The organism is Agrilactobacillus yilanensis (assembly GCF_003946725.1).
GTDB lineage: Bacteria > Bacillota > Bacilli > Lactobacillales > Lactobacillaceae > Agrilactobacillus > Agrilactobacillus yilanensis.
Window position 1 is genome coordinate 73,541 of the sequence record NZ_RHOY01000008.1, and the last position, 21,625, is coordinate 95,165.

Sequence of the window (21,625 nt, forward strand, 5' to 3'; positions counted from 1 at the left end):
GGTTAGTGCTCGCGGTTTTCCCGCCCTAGTTCACGCTCTAATTTTCGCCGGCGTCTAATTTATTATCCATGATTAATTCGATGGTTTGGTTCATTCGTTCTCGGTAGGTGTCGTTTTCCAGCAGCATGGTGGTGATGATGTCTAGGGCGTAGATGATGGCGAATTGGGAGTTAACGAAGCGGTTATTATCAACAAAGTTACTGTTTTTAACGAGGATCGTTAAATCGCTTAAGGCGGCTAGGCGACTGTTGCTGGAGGCGGTAATGGCTACAATTTTAGCGCCGTTTTCCTTGGCGAGTTCTACGGAGCGGTTAACGTCGGAAGTATTACCAGATAATGAAATCGCTAAAATTAAATCACCTGCTTGGACGATACTGCTACTGATGAACATAATGTGGCTGTCGGTCATACAAAAAGCGGAGATACCCATCCGCAACAGGCGTTGGGTCATTTCATTGGCGGTGTAGCCAGAACTGCCCAAACCAAATAAATAGACTCTTTTAGCTTCAAAAATTTCTTGAACGGTTTCTTTGAGTTTGTCTACATCAATCCGTTCCCAAGTACCGGTTAAAATTCGGCGGTAATAATTATAAACACTATCCGTAATTCGATCTTCACTCACGGCAGGTTCGGCAGGGGCGTGAACGACGGCGAGCTGAAGTTTAAAGGTGTAAAAATCACTGCAGCCCATTTTTTTAACAAATCGAGTGATCGTGGCATTACTAACGCCGACGGTTTTGGCTAAGGCTGAGATGGTCATATTTTGAACTTGTTCAGGGGCTTGAATTACTTTTAAGGCAACCTTGCGCTCCTGACGAGATAAGGTGTCAAACTGTTCTTCTACAATATTTACAATACTCATAATGAATTCATTCCTGTCTACAGGGCTTTTTAACTAGCTTATCACGGTTCAACGTAACTTTCAGAGTTGCAACGAAGTTTTCAATTAATTGTAATCAAGCTGTAAATAAAGACCCGTCCGCAGGTTTATCAGCTTTAACCTACAGGACGAGTCTACGAATTAAATTAAAATTAATTTTGAATGGCTTTTACAAAACTTTGGGCAATTTGTAGTGGCCGAGTAATCGCACCACCCACAACCACCGCATGACAGCCTAGGTCCAAGCAGCGCCGTAGTTTTTCTGGCGTATCTACTTTACCTTCCGCAATCACGGGATGTTGTGCCGTCTTTAAGACAGATTTCAAGTATTCAAAGTCATTGTCGGCTAAATTAAGCCCTTGAGTATCCAGTGTATAACCGTGCATCGTTGTACCGATAATATCAAAACCTAAGGCATCGGCTTCACGGACGTTTTCTAAAGTCGCTGTATCCGCCATTAAGAGGGTATCCGGGAATTCTTGGCGCATTTGTGCCACGATGTCGGCTAGCTTTTCACCATTAGGTCGGGGCTGGCCGGTAACATCGCAGGCGACAACTTCAGCGCCAGTACTAGCCACAGCACGCATTTCTTTCATAGTCGGTGTAATGTAGACGGGAGAGTCTGGGTAGTCTACTTTATTCAAGCCAATCATTGGTAAATGGACTTCGTCTTGGATGGCCTGAATATCAACGACGGAATTTGCCCGAATTGCCGCACCGCCAGCTTCTTTAGCTGCTAAAGCCATACGAGCCATGATGAAGGAGCTGTGTAAAGGTTCACCCTTTAAGGCTTGGCAAGAAATGATTAGCTTGCCTTTAACCGTTTCTAAGAAATTATTTTTTGCCATGGGAATTCTCTTTTCGTTAATTATTGATTATTTAAAATATTTTTCGCAGATTGCTTTAGCGCCAGCAATCATTTCTGGATTAGGTTTGCTCATTGGAGCTTTGCAGTAGCCAGCGTCAACACCTAATTCTTTGAAGATTAATTTGATTGTTGGGTAAAGGTCATTTTGCAATAGATCAGTGATGTAATCGTTACTTTCCTTTTGTAATTGTAAAGCTTTTGTCAAATCGCCAGCTTCAAAAGCCGCAATTTCTTCTTTAGCTTTTTTAGCGTTCAAGTTGAAAGTAGAACCAATGGCGCCATCAACGTTTAAGGCTAAGGCTGGCAACATCATTTCATCAAAACCAGATAGAATTAATTTGTCAGGGAAAGCTTGACGGCAACGTTCTAATAAGTAGAAGTCAGCGTTCGTGTATTTAATCCCGATAACTTTTGGATTTTCGAATAATTCAGCGAATTGGTCAATAGATAGGGAAACACCTGTTAAAGCTGGAATAGAGTAGATAATTAATTGAGTATCCACATCTTTGACGATTTCGTTGTAATAGTGTTTGATTTGTTCAAATGAGAAGTTGTAATAAAATGGCGTTACGGCAGAGATTGTCTTGTAACCTAGGTCTGTCACATATTTAGCCAATTCTTTAGATTCAATTAAGTTCAAGCCACCAACTTGGGCAATTAAATCAATCGCACCATCAGCTTCATCAATAACGGCTTTAAAGATCGCCTTTTTTTCGTCTTGGTTCAGCATGAAGGCTTCACCAGTACTGCCACCGACGTATAAACCATCAATATGATTCACATCAATGTTGTAACGAACCATAGCGCGAACGCCTTTTTCATTAACAGTACCGTCTTCGTTAAAAGCTGTCATTAATGCTGAATATAATTTTTTCATGATTGATAAACTCCTCAGTTTAAATAAATTTTGTAATCATCATCTCAATAATTCAACCGCTTACATGACATAGCATACGATGCGGTAATCAATATTGCAATACTATTTTTAGGTAATTATTTTCATAAATTACATTTATCCCTTTAATATCAAGGCATAAAATCTTTTTTGATTTTAATTAATTTTGTGAATTTTGCCAGTTCATGCTATTATCAAACCGATTTCATTGACATAATTTTAGACCGCAACTAAAAAATAAGACAGGAATGAAGACGATGACAAAACAATACTTAGTATTTGACGTAGGCGGCACCACCATTAAATATGGTTTGATGACAAGTGATCTAAAACTAAGCCAGCAGGGCAAATGCGCTACAGAAAAAAATAAGGATGGTTTTATTTTAAAAGAATTGCAGCGTTTAAGTGCGGCATTTCAAGCAAAGACGACACTAGCGGGCATTGGTGTTAGCACGGCCGGCATTGTCGGCGCTGATGGCGGCATTCAATATGCTGGGCCAACTATTCCTGGTTATCAAGGGACGCCTATCAAAGCGGCTTTGGCTGCCCAGACGGGTTTGCCGGTTTTTGTAGTGAATGATGTGGACGCCGCCTTATTAGGAGAACAATTAGCTGGCGGGGCTCAAGCTGCTGAAGAAGTATATTGCATTGCCTTAGGTACTGGTATCGGGGGCGCTTATTTAAATCACGGGCAACTATTTAATGGGGCGCATGCTACAGCAAATTCAATTGGCTATACTTTGTATGATCCAAAAACGCAGACAAAATACGAACAACGGGCGTCAACTTTAGCATTGGAAGCCACTTTAAAAGCTTATGATATTAGTGTGCCAGCGGCGTTTGATGCCGCCAAAGCGGGGACTGCACCTTATGTTGACCTCATCAGTGCCTGGTCAGATGAGGTGGCTTCGGGATTAGCCCAAGTCTTATTATTCTTTGATCCTGAGGTACTTTTAATCGGCGGGGCCGTCTCCCAGCAAGGGGATTATTTACTAACCTTACTAGAAGATAGTTTGGCGAAGTATTTGCCAAAGGACCTGTGCCAAACAAAATTAAAGGTCGCTCAATTAGCTGACAAAGCGCAACTATATGGGGCTGTTGCCGGCTTACTGAAGGCATAGACCAGTTTAAAAAAATAAATAAAGCGTTTACAATAATTATTGTGTATGTTACAGTGCTTACTGTAATCATCACTCAAATTATTAAATTCAACCGCTACTAAAATGGTATATAGAAAATCTCAGTCGTCTGACCGCTGACTGAGAGGCTGCTTTATCAAAAGCCAAGCCTTCTATATTTGTTTAAGTAGTGGTTTTTTATGTGTAATTGTTGAAAGGTGGCTCATTATGAACGTATCGATCAATACAGCTGTATTTTTAGAAGCAATGCAAAACGGCGTTGCTCAAAGTGATTGTGTGCAGGTATTAGCCGGGATGGCAATAGATGCGATTGAAGTTCGGGGAGAATTTTTCAAACCCGAAACAAAAGCGCAGGAATTGGCAGCGATTGCAGAATTCTGCCAAGCACAAAATTTTGATTTTTATTATTCTGTGCCTGAAGAACTATTCACGGCAACCGGACTGAATCCGAGTTTGACCGAAAATCTGGCGATGGCTCAAAAGTATCAAATCAAAGGCTTGAAATACAGCTTCGGGACTTTACCAACCTTGAACCAAACGGAACTTGAAACCCTTAAAAAAATTTCAACGACTAATGTTGCCGTTACAATTGAAAATCAGCCGAATCAAAATGGAGTTTTGGCAACTTTTGTAAAAGATTTAACATGGGTTCAAGAAAATAAGTTACCATTAGGATATACTTTTGATTCTGGAAATTGGTACTGGATTGATGAAAAGCCAGAAACAGCTTTTGCGGCGCTAAAAGATCAAGTAACGATTTTTCATTTAAAGGATATTAAAGATCAAGATACAGTTTTGTTAGGTGAAGGGTTAACGGATTGGCAAAGTCTAGTCCAGCAGCTTAAACCAACGAGCCCTGTATTCTTAGAATATGCTATCCAGCCGGCAGCACTCAATGACCAAATTCAACTAGTAAATAAACTATTAAATTAACGGGGGCTATCATGAACTACTTACTCCAACTAGTCATAATCTTATTATTGACAAAACTGGGGGCGCATTTATCTAACCGCTTAAATTTTCCAAGCGTTATTGGGGAATTATTGGTGGGGGTAATCGCTGGACCAGCAGTCTTACATATCTTAACACCAGATACCTTTACGCATTATTTCTCAGAAATCGGCGTTATTGTTTTAATGTTTATTGCCGGTTTAGAAGGTAACTTGAGTTTATTAATGAAATATTGGAAACCGGCTTTGACCGTAGCCACATTAGGGGTTATTTTCCCAACAATGAGTGCGGCATTGCTGTGTGTGTATGTATTTGACTTCGCTTGGTCAACGGCCTTATTCCTAGGCTTAATTTTGAGTGCAACATCGGTCAGTATTACGGTACAAGTACTTAAAGAAATGGGCCGAATGAACACGCGAGAAGGTGCGATTATTCTAGGCGCTGCGGTAGCAGATGACATTATGTGCGTCATTTTATTGGGCATTTGTGTCAGTCTATTCGGCAGTGGCGCGGCAGCCCAACAGCAATCTGCTTGGGGGATGGCTTGGCCAAAAATCCTATTCTTTATTTTGATGTTGGCGCTAGGTAAGTGGTTTGTACCGCGTTTTATTAGTTTCTTTAACAAGTTAAATGCCAGCGAAAACGAAACTACAGCAGCGATGATTCTGTGCTTTGGTTTTGCGGCAATTGCTGTTTTACTAGGGATGAGTGATGTTTTAGGGGCTTACTTTGCCGGATTGGCAATCTCTGAAACAAAATTCAAAGAGTCATTGGCTTTGAAAGTAGAACCGATTGGTTATGCGATTTTTATTCCCGTTTTCTTCGTGAGTATCGGGTTAAATATCACTTTCAAGGGTATGCAAAACGATATTATTTTCATTATTTTATTAATTATTATTGCTGTTTTAGGCAAACAAGTCGGCGGGGCTATCGGTGCGAAATTCTTCGGATTAACGTGGGATGAGTCCAACGTTGTCGGTGCCGGGATGGTTTCCAGAGGGGAAATGGCCTTGGTCGTTGCGAATGTTGCGCTAACCGCAAACTTGATTGATAAAAACCACTACACTGCGATGATTGTTGTCACTGTCATTACAACATTAATCGCACCACTAATTTTAAAATTATTTATTCAAAGAACTGTGAAACATGGTGAGAAACAAAGTACCACAGAAATTAATGATCAGGCCCCATAAGAGGGTAAATACTATCGAATAAAATAATAAAACTTATTTTAAGTAGGCTGATAAGTTTATCAACTTATTCAGAACTTCTTATGGGCAATTTTTAGTTAAAACTGTTATGTAGGAAGGAATATATAAATATGGGAAACGGCGGATTAAGAACAGCGGATCTAGTTATTCTAATCGTTTATTTAATTGCGGTATTACTGTTTGGGCTGTACTTTTCAAAAAAGGAAATGGAAGGTAAGGAATTCTTTAAAGGGGACGGAACGATCCCTTGGTATGTAACATCTGTTTCTATTTTTGCAACAATGTTAAGTCCAATTTCGTTTATGACATTGGCAGGTAATTCATATGCTGGCTCTTGGCTATTATGGTTTGCACAATTAGGGTTGATCATTGCGATACCATTGTCAGTGAAATTTTTCTTACCTATTTATGCACGTATGGATATTGATACGGCTTATGACTACTTGGAAAGAAGATTTAATTCTAAGGGGCTTCGTGGCGTGTCCGCGATCTTATTTATTGTCTATCAAGTAGGTCGGATGTCTATTATTATGTATTTACCATCTGCTGCTTTGGCAACGCTAACAGGAATAGATGTTAATGTCCTTATTATTTTAATGGGTGTCGTTGCTATTATCTATTCTTACACTGGTGGTATCAAATCTGTATTATGGACGGATTTTGTACAAGGGGCTGTTTTAATTGTTGGGGTTATCATTTCAATGTTCTTATTAATGAGAAATATTGATGGTGGCTTTGGTTCTGTTGCGGAACAATTAGCTAATGGTAAATTCTTAGCTAAAGGAGAGAGTATTTTTGATCCTAATATCTTGAAGAGCTCTGTCTTCTTGTTAATTGTCGGTTCAGGTTTAAATATTTTATCTTCTTATGCTTCATCACAAGATATCGTGCAACGCTTTACAACAACACAAAGTACTAAAAAATTAAACAAAATGCTTATTACAAACGGGGTACTATCTTTAGGGATCGCAACTGTCTTCTATTTAATTGGGACAGGGTTATACGTTTATTATAGATTACAAAACCCATCTGATCCTGGTAACGCTATTCCGCAAGATCAAATTTTTGTTTACTTTATTGCCTATCAAATGCCAGTAGGATTGACAGGGTTAGTATTGGCCGCAATTTATGCTGCTGCACAATCAACGCTTTCAACCGGATTAAACTCCGTTGCTACGTCATGGACTCTAGATATACAAGATGCCATTAGTAAAAAACATCGGACAGATGCGCAGAATACAAGATTAGCACGTTGGATTTCTTTAGGTGTTGGGATCTTCTCAATTATTATCTCAATTGTATTAGCGCATTCAGATATTAAATCTGCCTATGAATGGTTTAACGGATTTATGGGCTTAGTATTAGGGGTACTTGGTGGTACGTTTATTTTAGGGATGGTTTCTAAAAAAGCGAACAAACAAGGTGCTTATGCAGCATTACTAGCTTCAGGTCTTGTAATGATTTTTGTTAAGTATGGTGTTCCTGCTGAAGCTGTTAGTATTTGGGTTTACTCAATCATTTCAATTTCAGTTTCCTTAGTCGTAGGTTACATTGTTTCACTGATTACAAACAAAAACGAATTGGCACCAGAAAATACAACAATCTACGATATTTCAAAAATTAAAGAAGATATGAGTTGGGCAAGACGAAAATAATTATTCAACATTACTTGGGGGTAACGGTAAATGATTATTGCAAATATAAAAGACTTACGCAGATATGTGAAGGTGAACCCTTACTTTATAGATGTTTGTCAATTTTTAGAAAATCTGGATATTTCAGAGCTTTCAGAAGGTCGCATTGAAATTAATGGTGATAATGTTTTTGCAAACTATATGACTTATACCGCAGATGGAAAAATTGGTGACTTTTTTGAAACACATCACAAATATCTAGATATTCATCTTACTTTAGAAAATCAAGAAAAGATGGCGGTTACAAGTCTGGATAAAGTTACAGCTAGAAGTGCTTTTAATAAAGAAGATGACGTTGTTTTATTTGATGGGACTACGGAACAAATTGTGACCTTAACACCGGGAAACTGTCTGATAACATTTGCCGAAGATATTCATCAACCCAAAATTAAGGTTAATGATGCACTAGTTAAAAAGCTGGTTATTAAAGTTTTAAACAGTGAGGTAAAACAATGAAAGTAAAAACAATTAGATTTACGTTTGTTGTTTTAGGCTTAATGTTAATGGTTAGTGGCTTACTTAGTTCTAATAAGGCTAGTGCTGCAACAGAACCGGTGTATGAAAAAAATGATATTTCCCTCACAAATAGCGGCTTAGACATCACAGAAACATTAAGCCCGTTATTAAATGGGAATGATCAAACAATTATTGTTAGATTTAAATCTGATAATAGCAATGCATTGCAGGCTTTAATAGGGTTATCTAACAATAATAAAGGGTATCAAAATAATTATTTTGATATTTATATGAGAAATACTGGTGAATTAGGTATTGAACTGAGAGATAGCAATCAAGCAATTAACTATCAAGTGTCCAGACCAGCAGCGTTATGGGGCAAAAGTAAAGGCGTTGAACATTACAACACCATTGCATTTGTAGCAAATAGTGAAGCAAAATCGTATACGTTATTTGCCAATGGGACTAAGATAGTTGAGCAAAAAGTTTCTGATTTTAAAGGGATTAATGAAATAACGGGTATGAATGCCATAAATATTGGCGGTGTTAATCGGGCAGGCAAGTTGGCCTTTAACTTTTCTGGTGAAATTAATAGTTTAAAAGTCTATAACGAGAGTTTAAACGATCAAGTGCTTGAATCTGCAACAATCGAGTCAGACTTACCAGTTCAAATTTTCAAAGCAAATGATGAAACAGGGGCCAATTATTTTCGCATACCATCACTATATACATTGAATAATGGACGAATTTTAGCAAGTGCAGATGCCCGATATGGTGGCACCCATGATTTTCTAAATAAGATCAATATTGCAACAAGTTATAGTGATGATAATGGTGCAACATGGGCAACCCCTAGACTAACATTAGCGTTTGAAGATTTTGCAAATGAGCCAATTGAATGGCCAAGAGGGCCAGGCGATAGAGATCTAAAAATTAGCGGTGGCGCAACATTTATTGACTCTGTTATGGTTCAATCCCCTAAAGACAACAAGGTTATTATGATGGCTGATGTTATGCCGGCTGGTATTGGATTTAGTGCTGCTAATCGGTCAGATTCTGGTTATAAACAAATTAATGGTAAGTATTACGTTAAGTTGAAAAAAACTGGAGAAACAGCTTATAACTATACCATTAGAGAAAATGGCGTTATCTACAATGACACAACAAATGAACCTACAACATATGGTGTAGATGGACACTATGGTCTCATGGAGAACGGCAAGTATTTGAAAGTAGAACAATATTCTGCAGAGTTTAAAGATGGCGTAAAACATGAGTATCACAATGGAACCTTTGTAAATATGAATATTTTTTACAAAGATGCATTGTTTAAAGTAGTACCGACTAATTATATAGCTTATACAACAAGTGATGATAATGGCACTTCATGGAGTGAACCAACATTATTGCCACCAGTAATGGGCTTAGACCATAATGCTGCTTATTTAGGACCTGGTAAAGGAACAGTTGTTAGTACAACGGGTAGAATTATTTTTCCTGCGTATACAGGTGCCGATGTTGTTTACATTTACAGCGATGATAATGGTTTAACCTGGGCGGCAAATAGTGTAAAACTGCCTTCGGGATGGTCTGCCGAAGCACAAATTGTAGAAATTAATTCAGGTGTCCTTCAGTCCTATATGCGAACTAATAATGGTAAAGTCGCCTATATGACTAGCACAGACGGCGGAGATACATGGGGTGCACCACAATACCTAGATTTTATTAACAATCCAGGATATGGTACACAGTTATCAATAATTAAGTATTCACAATTAATTGATGGACAGGAAGCCGTTATTTTAAGCACACCTAATGCAACGAATGGTCGTCGAAATGGTCAATTGTGGACGGGGCTAATTGATAAGGCCAATAATACAATTAACTGGAAGTATCACTATGATGTAGATTACAGTAACTATGGCTATTCATACTCTGCTGTTGAAGAGTTGCCTAATCACGATATCGGCTTGTTTTATGAAAAATTTGATTCATGGTCAAGAAATGAATTACACATGAAAAATGTTCTACCCTACACATCTTTAACCATTGACCAACTTTTAAATTAAAGAGGAGCAGACAAAATGATAAATTATGCAATTGTAGGAACAGGTTATTTTGGCGCTGATTTAGCGCGTTCACTTAATAAAATTGAAGATGCCAAAATTGTAACGGTTTATGATCCAGAAAATGCAGAACCAATTGCTAAAGAACTGGGCAGTGATATCTCTAATTCATTAGACGAGTTAGTAGAAAGACCTGATGTAGACTGCGTTGTTGTTGCTTCTCCTAACTATTTACACAGAGAACCTGTTGTTAAGGCTGCAGAACACGGTAAACATGTATTTTGTGAGAAACCAATCGCTTTATCTTATGAGGATTGCCGAGCAATGGTTGATGCTTGTAAAGAAAATAATGTCATCTTTATGGCTGGACATATTATGAATTTCTTTAATGGTGTACATCATGCTAAGGAACTGATCAGTCAAGGGACTATTGGGAAAGTTCTATATTGTCATGCGGTTAGAACTGGTTGGGAAGATACCCAAAAGAGTATTTCATGGAAGAAGATTCGTGAAAAATCTGGTGGACATTTGTATCACCATATTCATGAATTAGACTGTGTTCAATTCATTATGGGTGGTTTGCCAAAACAAGCAACGATGATGGGTGGTAATGTGGCGCATCAAGAAAAAGATTTTGGTGATGAAGATGATTTAATTATTGCTAACTTAGAATTTGATGATGATCGGTATGCTGTCTTGGAATGGGGCTCAGCTTTTCGCTGGGGTGAGCATTATATTATGATTCAAGGGACAAAAGGTGCTATCAAGTTAGACTTGTTCAACTGCGGTGGTACATTGCGCGTAGATGGTAAAGATACACATTTCTTGATTCATGAAACACAAGCAGAAGACGACGATAGAACAAATATTTATCATGGGAATAGTATTGGTGGTATGGATGGTGCCATTCAATATGGGAAACCAGGTATCCGGACACCGTTATGGTTAGCGACGGATATTGATAAAGAAATGGCTTATCTTCAGTACATTATGAAGGGGGGAGAAGTGAGCGATGAATTTGCAAAACTTCTCACCGGTGAAGCTGCACTAGAAGCAATTGCGACAGCGGATGCTTGTACACGATCGCTTAATGATGATCGGAAAGTAAAACTTTCGGAGATTATCGGCGAATAAAATCTGATTAACAAGTTAATTTCACGCCCAACAAAAAAGGCTACCTTTTACGGTGGCCTTTTTCTATTGCCTTTAAATTAGTTGGTTTTAGCTGCGTCTGTCAATAATACTTGCCATTTTTGCCATACTTCATCAGGGCTGTATTTTTGTGCCGCTTGATAAGCGTGTTCACTCAAACGCTGTTGTAAAATATCATCTTGAACAATCTGGCGTAAACGTTCTGCCAGGGCGTCCACGTCGCCGTTAGGGATCAAGAAACCACTGACATCATTTTCGATCATTTCGTCAGGGCCGTAGTTAATATCATAAGCTACTGCGGGTACCCCATGGCTCATAGCTTCAAGTAAAGCAAGACCAAAACCTTCGCCAGAACTAGTCCAGGCCATTGCAACAGCTTCGTCATAAAACTTTGAAAGATCTTGATGATAACCCATAAAATGGACGGCGCCCATGACACCGGATTCTTCAACGGTTTGATTTAATAGTTTGGCAGAAGCGTTATCGGCAATGAAACCAAAAACGTTTAAGACGGCTTCTGGCACAACTTCATGGACTTTAGCAAATGCCCGGACTACTTGATCTAAACGCTTTTCAGGTGAAATTCGAGCGACAACCATAATTTCATATTTATGTCGTTGTGAAATTTGAACTTGAGGTATATCCGGATCAATATAGCCACTAGGAATAGCATAAACGGGCTTTTTGAAGTGGAAACGATTTATTAAATCAGCCCGCTCTGCTTCAGTACCCACAATTAAGCCGTCAAATAAATTGTTGCGTTGAATGCCATAACTGTAGTTATAATTCAAATTAGGATCCATTGGGTCATCTGGATCTAAGGTATAGTTAGAGTGGATGAAGACGTACTTCTTAGCTTTTGTTTTCATATCACCCAATGCCGGTGTCAGTTCATAACGATCTGAAATAAAGCAATTATTCAAGCCATGGCTTTGATTTAATTGGTCAAAAAAGTAAGTTTGCAGGCCCCGGTCATTCATGAATATCTGGACACTTTGATTGTGGGTCAAAACAATTCGGGAGACTTGACTGGGCTGCTTTTCAGTAGGGGTACTGTAGATAAATTGCAAAGCAGTTGTCCCATCTGGTTTTGTATAAATCGCTTTTGTTGTGTAGTGCCCCGTGGCATCGAACTCAAATTTTAAAGATTTGAAACCACGATAATCATAAACATCAGAGTATAGCATTTTACCCTCAGCTGTGGCATAAGCGACAGAATCCACTTGATCAGTATCTTTGTCTACCCGAATCATCGCTTGTTTACCATCGGGATAAGTGGCTAAAAAGCCCAGTACGGCATAATGATTCGGCGTCATGTCTTCGCCTAAAGCTTTAGGGTCGCTTAAATTTTCCTGAGCCAAAAAATCAGTCAAGGTAAAAGTCTGCAATGGCAAATTTAAAGTTTCTAAGAAATAATCAAAGAGGTTAATGGAATGGGCATCATCTAAGCCGTTCTGATGGAAATCATAATGGAACCGAGAATAATAAAAGGTAGAGACGATGGCCGCGTCGGTTTGGAACTTATTAAATAAGTTCAACCGCATAACTTGGGCGTGTTCAATCCCGGAAGTGCGTGTACCTACGTTGTTGGTCATAAAGAAATTCATGGTTTCAGCCTCCAAATAATTAATCTAAAGTTTCCGTGGTTAATGTGTGAAAGAGCCATTCTTGTGCTAGATCAAACCATTTGGCCACATGGGGCAAGTCCGTACCAGAACGCCAAGCGGTTTGGGCGTTGGCTAAAGCTAAGCCGTGGGGCCCGTGATCAAAAATATGTAGCTCTTGGGCAACGTTAGCTGCATTTAAAGCGGCCGCATAAAGCAGACTATTTTTTACCGGGACAGCTTGATCGTCATTGGTAACCCAGATGAAAGTGGCTGGATTCGTTTTTGAAACATGCTGATCCGCTGCATAAAAGTCCAAATTATCGGTGATGGCTAACGCGTCTGCTTTGGCCTTAGGGAAACCGGCGTCTAAGCGGATAACGGGATAACCTAAAATAATAGCTGCTGGCTGGCGGGTTGCTTTAGTTGTTTGGCTGACTTGGTCCAAAAAGTCACTGGCCCAATAGTCACCGTAAAGTGCCGCAATGTGGCCGCCAACGGAAAAGCCGGCGATAACGATCTTAGTTGCATCTAGCGCTAAAGCGTGGTGATTTTTGTTTAAGTAAGTCACGGCATGGGCCAAATCGACTAAGGGGGCTGGCATTAGTGGATCGCCTTCGTCAATGAAGTGATACCGTAAGTAAAAGGCTTGGTAACCTTGGGCAAAAAAAGCTAGGGCTAATTGTTCAGCTTGATGCTCAGGGATGTGCGTGTATGAGCCGCCAGGGATAATAATGATAGCCGGATAGGTGCTCTGGTGGGTCTCGGGATTAGGTTCGTGTAAGTAGCCTTGTAGATAGGCCGGTGTTTTATCGGCGGTTTCTTGGGTCAAGGGTAATGCTTGTTGGAAAGTTTTCATCTGATAACGTCCTCTCGCATTATATTTGCTTACTATTTATTGTATACTTTTTTAGGCGCATCTTAAAATCAAGAAAGGTAATAATTCTTATGCAAAATCGGTATATCGAAACAAAACGGCTGAATATCAGACCTTTTACAGCCCAGGATTTAACAGATTATTTTGAAATTTTACAAGAACCTACGAATTTTGAATTGGCAGGACAACCTATACCTGACAACTTGGAAATGGCAGAACGTCAATTGGCGCAAGCGATTGTACAAAAAACTTGGGCTATCTGCTTAAAATCTAATGGTAAAGTCATCGGTTTAGTCGAGCAGCAAGTTCGATTTACCGGGCAGCCGCCAGTACCTGATGAAACCCAAATACAAATTGGCTACCTATTAAATAAGAAATATCGACGACTTGGTTATATGCAAGAAGCTTTGACCGCAATTTTTGTTTATTTTGAGCAGCAAGGACTAACCGATATTTGGGCGGGTGTGTTCCTAAATAATACGCCCTCGCGAAGATTATTAGAGAAATTAAATTTTTCTTATCAATATAAAGTGGATTTAGGGCCGATGGTACAACCTTTTCAACGAGAAGAAGCTTACTATAAACTGAAAATAAAAAATTGATTAAGTGTCTAGTTTCTGAAAAAGCTTATGTTATAATTAAGGAGCATACACAAAAGAAAGGACGCGTTATTGTTGCAACAACAATCTACTTTAGCGAAAGCGTTTGAAACTAGACTTAAAGCAATTGAAGCTGATCCGAATCTCACTGTTTTAAAGACGATGGACCAACCTCAATCTGATATACATGGCCAAGTCACACAATATATTGTTTATACGAATTTCAAAGCCAGTTTGAAAAAACAGCAAACGGCTTCGATTTTTGTTTATACCCCGTTGGAAAATATTGATCACTATCGAAATAATAAAGTTGATTACCAAAGTCAATTGTTATTTGAGTACGATCCTTGGGACAAAAAGATTCACATTTCGGTTTTGGAAACATTAGGTGCTGCCTCCCGATTGGCATTTTTTGATTATCAAAACCATGGTTTAGCTCAATTAGCAGTTCAAGCTTTAATTAAAATTGCTAAGAAAAACGAAATTACTTCTATTAATGGTATGCTTTCTTCCTTTGATGGGGATGATTGGGACCGAGTGAACCACTTATTTGACAAATTTAGCTTCGAAACCCTTGCAGCAGATAAGGATCGTGGCTTAGCAATCTACCGATTAAACTTGTAATAACCGCCTAAATCCTTAAAAAAATATACAAAATTCATAGTTATTTCACATTTGAATAAGATTTCTTACCAAACTTGCCCGTTATAACGAAAAAAACTTGGTAATATAGTAAGTGTAAAAAGGTTTTAAGTATCAACCTAGTTTTGGGAGGGGTCGTATGAAATGAAAAACAGACATGCTGCAAAGCAACGACCTATCTGGAAACGGTTAGTGGGTATTGGAGTTGTCACGGCCTTTATTTTCGCAATTGTAGCTGGGATTCAATACACCGTCGCGTGGGCGGGTTCCGGATACGATTACAACGGAAACGAGGTGAGACAGGCTTTACCTGTAGCGGCTACAGGCACTGATTCGAATAAAGATTCAGCTGCGCAAGTAGTTGTTGCTGATAATGGCGAAGATAATCAAACCGATGACAATGCTGATAATGAGAAAACACCGTCTGATAATGCCGATAATAACGATACTGGTGGCAAAGTGGTGAACACAAACACCGGTTACGTTCCTGGCTCGGCGCCAGCGGTAAACGTTACCAGCAGCAATACATCGTATCCGCAAACCGGAGAAGTGCATGACGCTTGGGTAACTACTATTGGTTATGCTTTGGTCTTAGGCGCAAGTGTTGTTATCTTCACACCATATGTAGGTAAGTCTCGTCGCGAAGAAATTTCATTGTAACTTCTAACTTAATTCATAGGAAATTCAACTTTTGTAAGAATTCTTATATAAAGTTGAAGTCCACAGAAAAAAAAAGAAGCTATAATGATACTTGTAAGTTGATAAAGCGATATCAATTAATTGTTGAATAACTTTACTTAAGGATTTAGGGAGGAAATACTCATGAAAATGAATAAAAAGATTTTTGCTAGCTCCGCTGTTGCTGCTCTTGCTTTAGTTGGGACTTTAGCTCCTGCTACAGGCGTATTTGCCGCTACTTCAAGCATCGATGGTGCTCAAGATATTAAGTTAAACTCTGCTGACCAATTAGGTAATGGTGAACAAGCAGATTCATTAGTCGGTGTTTATGCACAAAGTGGTGCTACAACTGGTGAAGCGGTAGCAAAATCCGCTGCTCAAGTTGGGATCATCTCTGATGTACTATCTTTAGATGCTGTTCCAGACTTTAACTTTGGTAATGCAGTTCCTGGTAAAACAGTAAACTTGCATAACAACGTTGCTACCAGTCAAGATGGTAACAGCAGAGGTCTATTACAGATCACTGACTCTCGTACGACTAAGGCAACAGATGCTAGTGGTGAAGCTACTATCCTTTATGGTGGTGGTTATAACTTATCTCTATCTGTTGGTGCTTTTACTAACGCAGAATCTAATAATGCAGCTGCTTCTACTGACGCTACTGCAACAAGTGACGCCGTTAAGAACGGTTTTAGATTGGAATTTGGTAAAGATGCTTTGAACGGTAATGGTGGTGTCTGGGCAGCTTCTAAAGATGGTGCTTCTGCAGAGATTGCTAATAGCACGTTCACTTCTGATGGCACTACTGCTAACTTTGTAACCAGTGCAACAACTGATGGTGCTTCTTATGGTCGTGTTAAAGCTTACTTAAACGGTGACCATGCTGATGATATCCAATTATTTGTTCCAGATGGCGCTGATGGTGGCTATACTTCTACATTAACTTGGACATTAACACCAACTGTAGTTACACCACAAGCATAGTTTAATCTAACGAATTAGATCTAAATATTAATCGGGGATTGCGAATTCGCAATTCCTTTTTTTATTTTTAAATTAAAAATTGATGAGGGGTTTGATGATGATGAAATTATCTAAACGTTACTGGTTGATGACATGCTTTGCTTCACTACTTGCATGTCTAGGTGTATTTATTAGTAGAGGAGATACCGTCAAAGCGGCGGAGACTAATCTAGTAGTAACGCCTGTATATACAGACAATCAAATCGGTGGACATACGGGATATTTTAATACATACGTGGCCCCGGGTGAAACACAAACTTATACTTTCTTAGTAGCCAATAAATCAGATGATAAACGTACGCTGTACATGCGATTTAATGCTGGTTATACAAATCAATCAGGTAATGCTGTTTTCGATAGTACAAAGATACCTGCTGATAGCAGCCTAAAGTATGATATGGCAAAAGAGCTCTTAGTGGGCAATCGTGTAAAACGTGTACATGTTGAGGGCCAAGAAACAGGGACCGTCAGTTTTGAAGTGAAAGCACCAAGTACAGCATATAATGGGGTTATCATGGGTGGTGTTGTTACATCCACTTCTGGTAAATCTTCATTAAAGAGTGATGGGACACTTTTGAAAAATGATTATGGTTATGCTATCCCTATATTCATTCGTAATCAACAAGAAGTCAGTGTATCTCCAAAGATTACACTAGGTACAGTAAAACCGGCTATGCGCAATGGTAGTCCAGCAGTTCTTGTTCAAACAAAAAATGAACAGCCTGCTTATTTAACTACCAGTACAATTACAGCTAAAGTTTATCGTAAAGGCGAAAGTAAAGTTTATAAAAAGAGTACAAACAGTGCTATTACGATGGCACCAAACTCTAACTTTGAATATGGCATTGACTGGGGTAAAAATCGAGTAGAAGCCGGCGATTATAAACTGGATTACACTGTTTCCCAAGGCAAATTAAAGACTTGGCATTTTACAAAGAACTTTACAATCAGTAATGATGATGCTAAACGGCTTAATGATTTAGCTGGTTTCAAACCAAACTATACTTGGTTATGGATCTTATTAGCGGTTGTTGTTTTAATTGTCATCTTATTAATTGGTATTTTGGTTGGTCGTCGTAATAAAAAGAATAATAACAGCAACGGCAATAACAACGCCAACGGTGGAAAAGATAGTAGAAGAAGTCGAAAATAATAAATGAGGCTGTGGGGGATAGATGTGAAGCGATACTTTTGGTTGATTTCAGGATTAATGTTATTGCTAGTAGGTTATTTTGGACAACCTAAACAAGTTCAAGCGGATATTTCAGATATCTCCGCAACACCGATGATTGAAGATAACGATGTGACTGATCGGTTTCAATTGATCGTACAGCCAAATGAAACTCGAAATATTACGATTTCATTCACGAACTATAGTGATGCGGCGCAAACGATTATGGTTCAGCCTACAAATGCCTCTACCTCTGCATCGGGAAAAATACAATATACAACGATTATTAAACCTGGACAAAATAACTTGAAATATGCTTTTGCGAATATGTCTGAAGCGAAGAAGATTACTTTAAAGGCGCAGTCTACTAAAGATGTCACCTTTAAAATTAAAATTCCTAGTGGACGCTTCAAAGGGTTGATTCTAGGGGGCTATAATATTTACCAGACAGCACAAAAGAATAATCCTAATCGTTCGCAAGTGGCCATTCCGGTGTATATTACAGAAACAAATAAGGCAGTTGGTGGGGTATTAATTTTAAAAAATATTAATGCGGCAGCTACTAACGGACAGCCCCATCTTTATGCGAATTTATCCAATAATCAACCGGGCTTGATGAAGAATATTGATGTGCATATGGTGATTGAACGCAAAGGCTTAGCAGAATTTTTCCATCTTGGGCTTAAGGCGATGACAGCCGACCAGCATTACAATACGGTGGCACCTAATTCCACAGTACCAATTGGTTTTAATCAAAAGCAAACGCCGATTAAAGCTGGAACCTACGTGGTAAATGGAACAGCCACCAGTGGGAAAACAAAATGGAAATTTAGCGGAAAGTACCATATTAGTAAAGCTCAAGCGGCAAAAGTTAATAAGCAGTCAACGAATCTAATTTATGATAAGACTTGGATTTTCTTATTAGTCATTGGTGGCGTTGTCTTATTAATTATTTTGTTAGTTGTCTTGATTCGAGTTCAAGGCCGTAAAAATCGAAATTAAATCGTTTAAATTGAAGCTGGGATAAAACATGAGTTTTGTCTCAGTTTTTTTTGTACAGATTCTAACGTTACTGTTATTACACACAAGTATTTTTGTGCTATGATGCAAGTGTATAGAGATAATTTAGTGATAAACAGTTCAAAAAACAGTTCGTTAACTAATGTACAAGGGATTTATTTAATTTATTTTGTGAAAAGCACTTGAAATATAACAGAAAAGTAGTATGATATGAAACAGATTAAACAAAGCGAGGAGCAGAAAATATGGCTAAAAAAGAAGACTACCGTGGTGCAGATGCAATTATTGACAGTTTGATCAATCATGATGTGAAATATGTTTTTGGGTTACCGGGTGCTAAAATTGATCGTGTTTTTGAAAAATTAGAACATCCCGAAAAGGCAAACACACCAAAATTAATTGTAACCCGTCATGAACAAAATGCGGCTTTCATGGCTGCTGGCATTGGTCGAATCACGGGGGAAGCAGGGGTTGTTTTGACAACTTCTGGACCTGGGGCTTCTAATTTAGCTACAGGCGTTGTGACTGCAACGGCTGAAGGCGATCCAGTCTTAGCAATTTCTGGACAAGTACAGCGGGCAGATCTGTTACGGCTAACGCATCAAAGTTTCCGCAGTGCTGCTTTGTTTGAACCGATTACAAAATATAGTGCTGAAATTCAGGAACCAGAAAATATCTCTGAAGTCTTAGCCAATGCGTATCAGGAAGCGACTTCTTCAAAACAAGGCGCAAGTTTTGTCAGTGTACCGCAAGATGTTGTGGACGCACCTGTAAACTCTAAACCAATTGCACCAGCAAATAAGCCTAAATTAGGCCCTGCTAGTCCAGCAGAAACAACAATTTTAGCTCAAGAAATTAAAAGTGCCAAATTACCGGTCTTGTTAGTTGGTATGCGGGCTTCTTCACCGGAAGTAACTGAAGCCATTCGTAACGTGTTGGCAGTGGCGAATATTCCAGTTGTTGAAACCTTCCAAGGTGCCGGTATTATTTCTCGAGAACTGGCCGAAAAGAATTTCTTCGGTCGGGTGGGCTTATTCCGGAATCAGCCTGGGGATCAATTATTAAAACGCAGTGATTTGATTATTACAGTAGGTTATGATCCGATTGAATATGAACCAAGAAACTGGAATGCAGAACGGGACGCTCGGATTATTGTAATTGATGATGCGCCAGCTCAAATTGACCATAACTTTGAACCAGAAAAAGAATTAGTTGGCGACATTGCCCAAACTTTAGATTTCTTATTACCTTACATGCGGGGCTATGAACCAAGTGAAGATGCACAAGATTATTTGAATACTTTAATCGAAAAATTACAAACACGGGATATTCCACCGGTTGTAGACGATAATACAGTTGAAAGTCATCCTTTAGACATCGTGCAGTCCTTGCAAAATCATGTTACCGATGATATGACAGTTACGGTTGATGTGGGTAGTTTTTATATTTGGATGGCTCGGCACTTTAGAAGTTATCAACCAAGACATTTACTCTTTAGTAATGGGATGCAGACATTAGGTGTTGCCTTACCTTGGGCCATTTCTGCCGCCTTATTACGGCCGGAACACCAAGTAGTTTCTGTAGCTGGGGATGGCGGCTTCTTATTCTCAGGACAAGAATTAGAAACTGCAGTTCGTTTGAATTTAAATATTGTTCAAATTATCTGGAATGATGGTGGCCATTATGATATGGTAAAATTCCAGGAAGAAATCAAATATGGCCAAGCTGCCGGTGTGGACTTTGGCCCAGTTGATTTTGTGAAGTATGCTGAAAGTTTTGGCGCCACTGGGTTGCGGGTAGATAAGGCAGCAGACTTGAATAAAGTTTTGGATCAAGCCTTTAAGACACCAGGCGTTGTAGTTGTAGATATTCCTGTAGATTATTCTGATAATAAGGCATTAGGCCAATCATTATTACCAGATCAATTATAAGATAGTAGAAACATTGATAACGAGGAGAGATTCGTAATGGATAAGGAAGATACGTTATATCAACATGGGACATTAGCCCTATTAGTACCTGGTTTATTTAAGGGGACATTGACCGTAGGGGAACTCTTAAAACATGGCGATTACGGCATCGGCTCTGTAGAAGGTTTAGATGGTGAGTTAACAGTTGTAGATGGTAAAGGTTATCTAGTTAAAAGTGATGGCAAAGTAACTGAAGTTGGGCCTGAAGAAACAGTGCCCTTTGCTAACGCTCACTATGATCGGGAAACAGATAAATATCAACGCACAAACATTACGAAAAATGATTTAGAAACAGAAATTTTAAAAAACCATGACTATCAAAATATTTTCTTTGCAGTTAAAATAACAGGGACGTTCAAGTCTATTAAAACGCGGGTAGTTAATGGCAATGGCAAGCCACCATATAAAACACTGGCACAAACAGCTTTAGATCAATCTATCTTTGAAGCTGAGAACATGCCGGGGACTTTAGTGGGCTACTACAGTCCTGAATTATTCCAAGGGGTGGCTAGTGCGGGGTATCATGTGCACTTTATTAGTGACGATCATACTTTTGGCGGTCACATACTAGATTATGAACTGGCAGATGGCAAAGTTTCTCTACAACGATTTGAAAGTTTAGACTTACATTTACCAGCTCACGATTCTACTTATCGTAAGTTTGAGTTTGACTATGATGAGACGGATGAAATCATTAAGGGCGCTGAAGGCAGCGGCAATAATTAACAA

The 21,625-nt window shown here is 39.0% G+C and carries 20 protein-coding genes; 15 read left to right on the forward strand and 5 right to left on the reverse strand.

Features of this window, described 5'->3' with window-relative positions:
* Positions 1-37: 37 nt before the first annotated feature.
* From EKM93_RS07190 to EKM93_RS07200, 3 genes are all read right to left on the reverse strand, one after another.
* A complete protein-coding gene (locus tag EKM93_RS07190; RefSeq protein WP_125714471.1) occupies positions 38-862 on the reverse strand; it encodes a MurR/RpiR family transcriptional regulator in 825 nt (274 codons plus the stop codon).
* 170 nt (positions 863-1,032) lie between these two features.
* On the reverse strand, positions 1,033-1,728 hold the full coding sequence (locus EKM93_RS07195; RefSeq protein WP_125714473.1) for an N-acetylmannosamine-6-phosphate 2-epimerase: 696 nt from the start codon (positions 1,726-1,728) through the stop codon (positions 1,033-1,035).
* 27 nt (positions 1,729-1,755) lie between these two features.
* Positions 1,756-2,625, reverse strand: a complete 870-nt coding sequence (locus tag EKM93_RS07200) for an N-acetylneuraminate lyase (RefSeq protein ID WP_125714475.1) — start codon at positions 2,623-2,625, stop codon at positions 1,756-1,758.
* Positions 2,626-2,900: 275 nt separating this feature from the next.
* Between EKM93_RS07200 and EKM93_RS07205 the strand changes: the two genes are divergently transcribed.
* The 7 genes from EKM93_RS07205 (at position 2,901) to EKM93_RS07235 (ending at position 11,294) form a co-directional block, all read left to right on the forward strand.
* Complete coding sequence (locus tag EKM93_RS07205) at positions 2,901-3,764, forward strand: ROK family protein (RefSeq protein ID WP_125714477.1); 864 nt, start codon at positions 2,901-2,903, stop codon at positions 3,762-3,764.
* Positions 3,765-3,989: 225 nt separating this feature from the next.
* Complete coding sequence (locus EKM93_RS07210) at positions 3,990-4,715, forward strand: sugar phosphate isomerase/epimerase family protein (RefSeq protein WP_125714479.1); 726 nt, start codon at positions 3,990-3,992, stop codon at positions 4,713-4,715.
* A gap of 11 nt (positions 4,716-4,726) precedes the next feature.
* On the forward strand, positions 4,727-5,926 hold the full coding sequence (locus EKM93_RS07215; protein ID WP_125714481.1) for a cation:proton antiporter: 1,200 nt from the start codon (positions 4,727-4,729) through the stop codon (positions 5,924-5,926).
* Between the two features lie 128 nt (positions 5,927-6,054).
* Entirely contained in the window at positions 6,055-7,599 is a 1,545-nt protein-coding gene (locus tag EKM93_RS07220) for a sodium:solute symporter (protein WP_125714483.1), read from the forward strand.
* Between the two features lie 30 nt (positions 7,600-7,629).
* Positions 7,630-8,094, forward strand: coding sequence for a YhcH/YjgK/YiaL family protein (locus EKM93_RS07225; protein WP_125714485.1), 465 nt, complete (start codon positions 7,630-7,632; stop codon positions 8,092-8,094).
* Positions 8,091-10,163 (forward strand): sialidase family protein, encoded by a 2,073-nt coding sequence (locus EKM93_RS07230; RefSeq protein ID WP_125714487.1) that lies wholly within the window; start codon positions 8,091-8,093, stop codon positions 10,161-10,163. The genes EKM93_RS07225 and EKM93_RS07230 overlap by 4 nt, the downstream gene beginning before the upstream one ends.
* 15 nt (positions 10,164-10,178) lie before the next feature.
* Positions 10,179-11,294 (forward strand): Gfo/Idh/MocA family protein, encoded by a 1,116-nt coding sequence (locus EKM93_RS07235; RefSeq protein ID WP_125714489.1) that lies wholly within the window; start codon positions 10,179-10,181, stop codon positions 11,292-11,294.
* Between the two features lie 77 nt (positions 11,295-11,371).
* On the opposite strand, the gene EKM93_RS07240 is transcribed toward EKM93_RS07235, so the two are convergent.
* Entirely contained in the window at positions 11,372-12,919 is a 1,548-nt protein-coding gene (locus tag EKM93_RS07240) for a glycosyltransferase (protein WP_125714491.1), read from the reverse strand.
* A 19-nt stretch (positions 12,920-12,938) separates the two neighbouring features.
* On the reverse strand, positions 12,939-13,775 hold the full coding sequence (locus EKM93_RS07245; RefSeq protein ID WP_125714493.1) for an alpha/beta hydrolase: 837 nt from the start codon (positions 13,773-13,775) through the stop codon (positions 12,939-12,941).
* An 89-nt stretch (positions 13,776-13,864) separates the two neighbouring features.
* Between EKM93_RS07245 and EKM93_RS07250 the strand changes: the two genes are divergently transcribed.
* From EKM93_RS07250 to budA, 8 genes are all read left to right on the forward strand, one after another.
* A complete protein-coding gene (locus EKM93_RS07250; protein ID WP_164507024.1) occupies positions 13,865-14,395 on the forward strand; it encodes a GNAT family N-acetyltransferase in 531 nt (176 codons plus the stop codon).
* 72 nt (positions 14,396-14,467) lie between these two features.
* The gene (locus tag EKM93_RS07255; protein WP_125714497.1) at positions 14,468-15,016 is read left to right on the forward strand and encodes a hypothetical protein; all 549 of its coding nucleotides are present in this window, start codon (positions 14,468-14,470) and stop codon (positions 15,014-15,016) included.
* A 162-nt stretch (positions 15,017-15,178) separates the two neighbouring features.
* The gene (locus tag EKM93_RS07260) at positions 15,179-15,694 is read left to right on the forward strand and encodes a prolipoprotein diacylglyceryl transferase (protein ID WP_125714499.1); all 516 of its coding nucleotides are present in this window, start codon (positions 15,179-15,181) and stop codon (positions 15,692-15,694) included.
* A gap of 162 nt (positions 15,695-15,856) precedes the next feature.
* Positions 15,857-16,696 carry a WxL domain-containing protein gene (locus EKM93_RS07265; protein ID WP_125714501.1) on the forward strand — a complete coding sequence of 280 codons (840 nt, stop codon included), beginning with the start codon at positions 15,857-15,859 and terminating at the stop codon, positions 16,694-16,696.
* Positions 16,697-16,796: 100 nt separating this feature from the next.
* Complete coding sequence (locus tag EKM93_RS07270) at positions 16,797-17,888, forward strand: DUF916 and DUF3324 domain-containing protein (RefSeq protein ID WP_164507025.1); 1,092 nt, start codon at positions 16,797-16,799, stop codon at positions 17,886-17,888.
* 24 nt (positions 17,889-17,912) lie between these two features.
* On the forward strand, positions 17,913-18,908 hold the full coding sequence (locus tag EKM93_RS07275; RefSeq protein WP_164507026.1) for a WxL protein peptidoglycan domain-containing protein: 996 nt from the start codon (positions 17,913-17,915) through the stop codon (positions 18,906-18,908).
* A gap of 263 nt (positions 18,909-19,171) precedes the next feature.
* Positions 19,172-20,857 carry an acetolactate synthase AlsS gene (gene alsS / locus EKM93_RS07280; RefSeq protein ID WP_125714507.1) on the forward strand — a complete coding sequence of 562 codons (1,686 nt, stop codon included), beginning with the start codon at positions 19,172-19,174 and terminating at the stop codon, positions 20,855-20,857.
* A gap of 36 nt (positions 20,858-20,893) precedes the next feature.
* Positions 20,894-21,622 carry an acetolactate decarboxylase gene (gene budA, locus EKM93_RS07285; protein WP_125714509.1) on the forward strand — a complete coding sequence of 243 codons (729 nt, stop codon included), beginning with the start codon at positions 20,894-20,896 and terminating at the stop codon, positions 21,620-21,622.
* Positions 21,623-21,625: the final 3 nt, after the last annotated feature.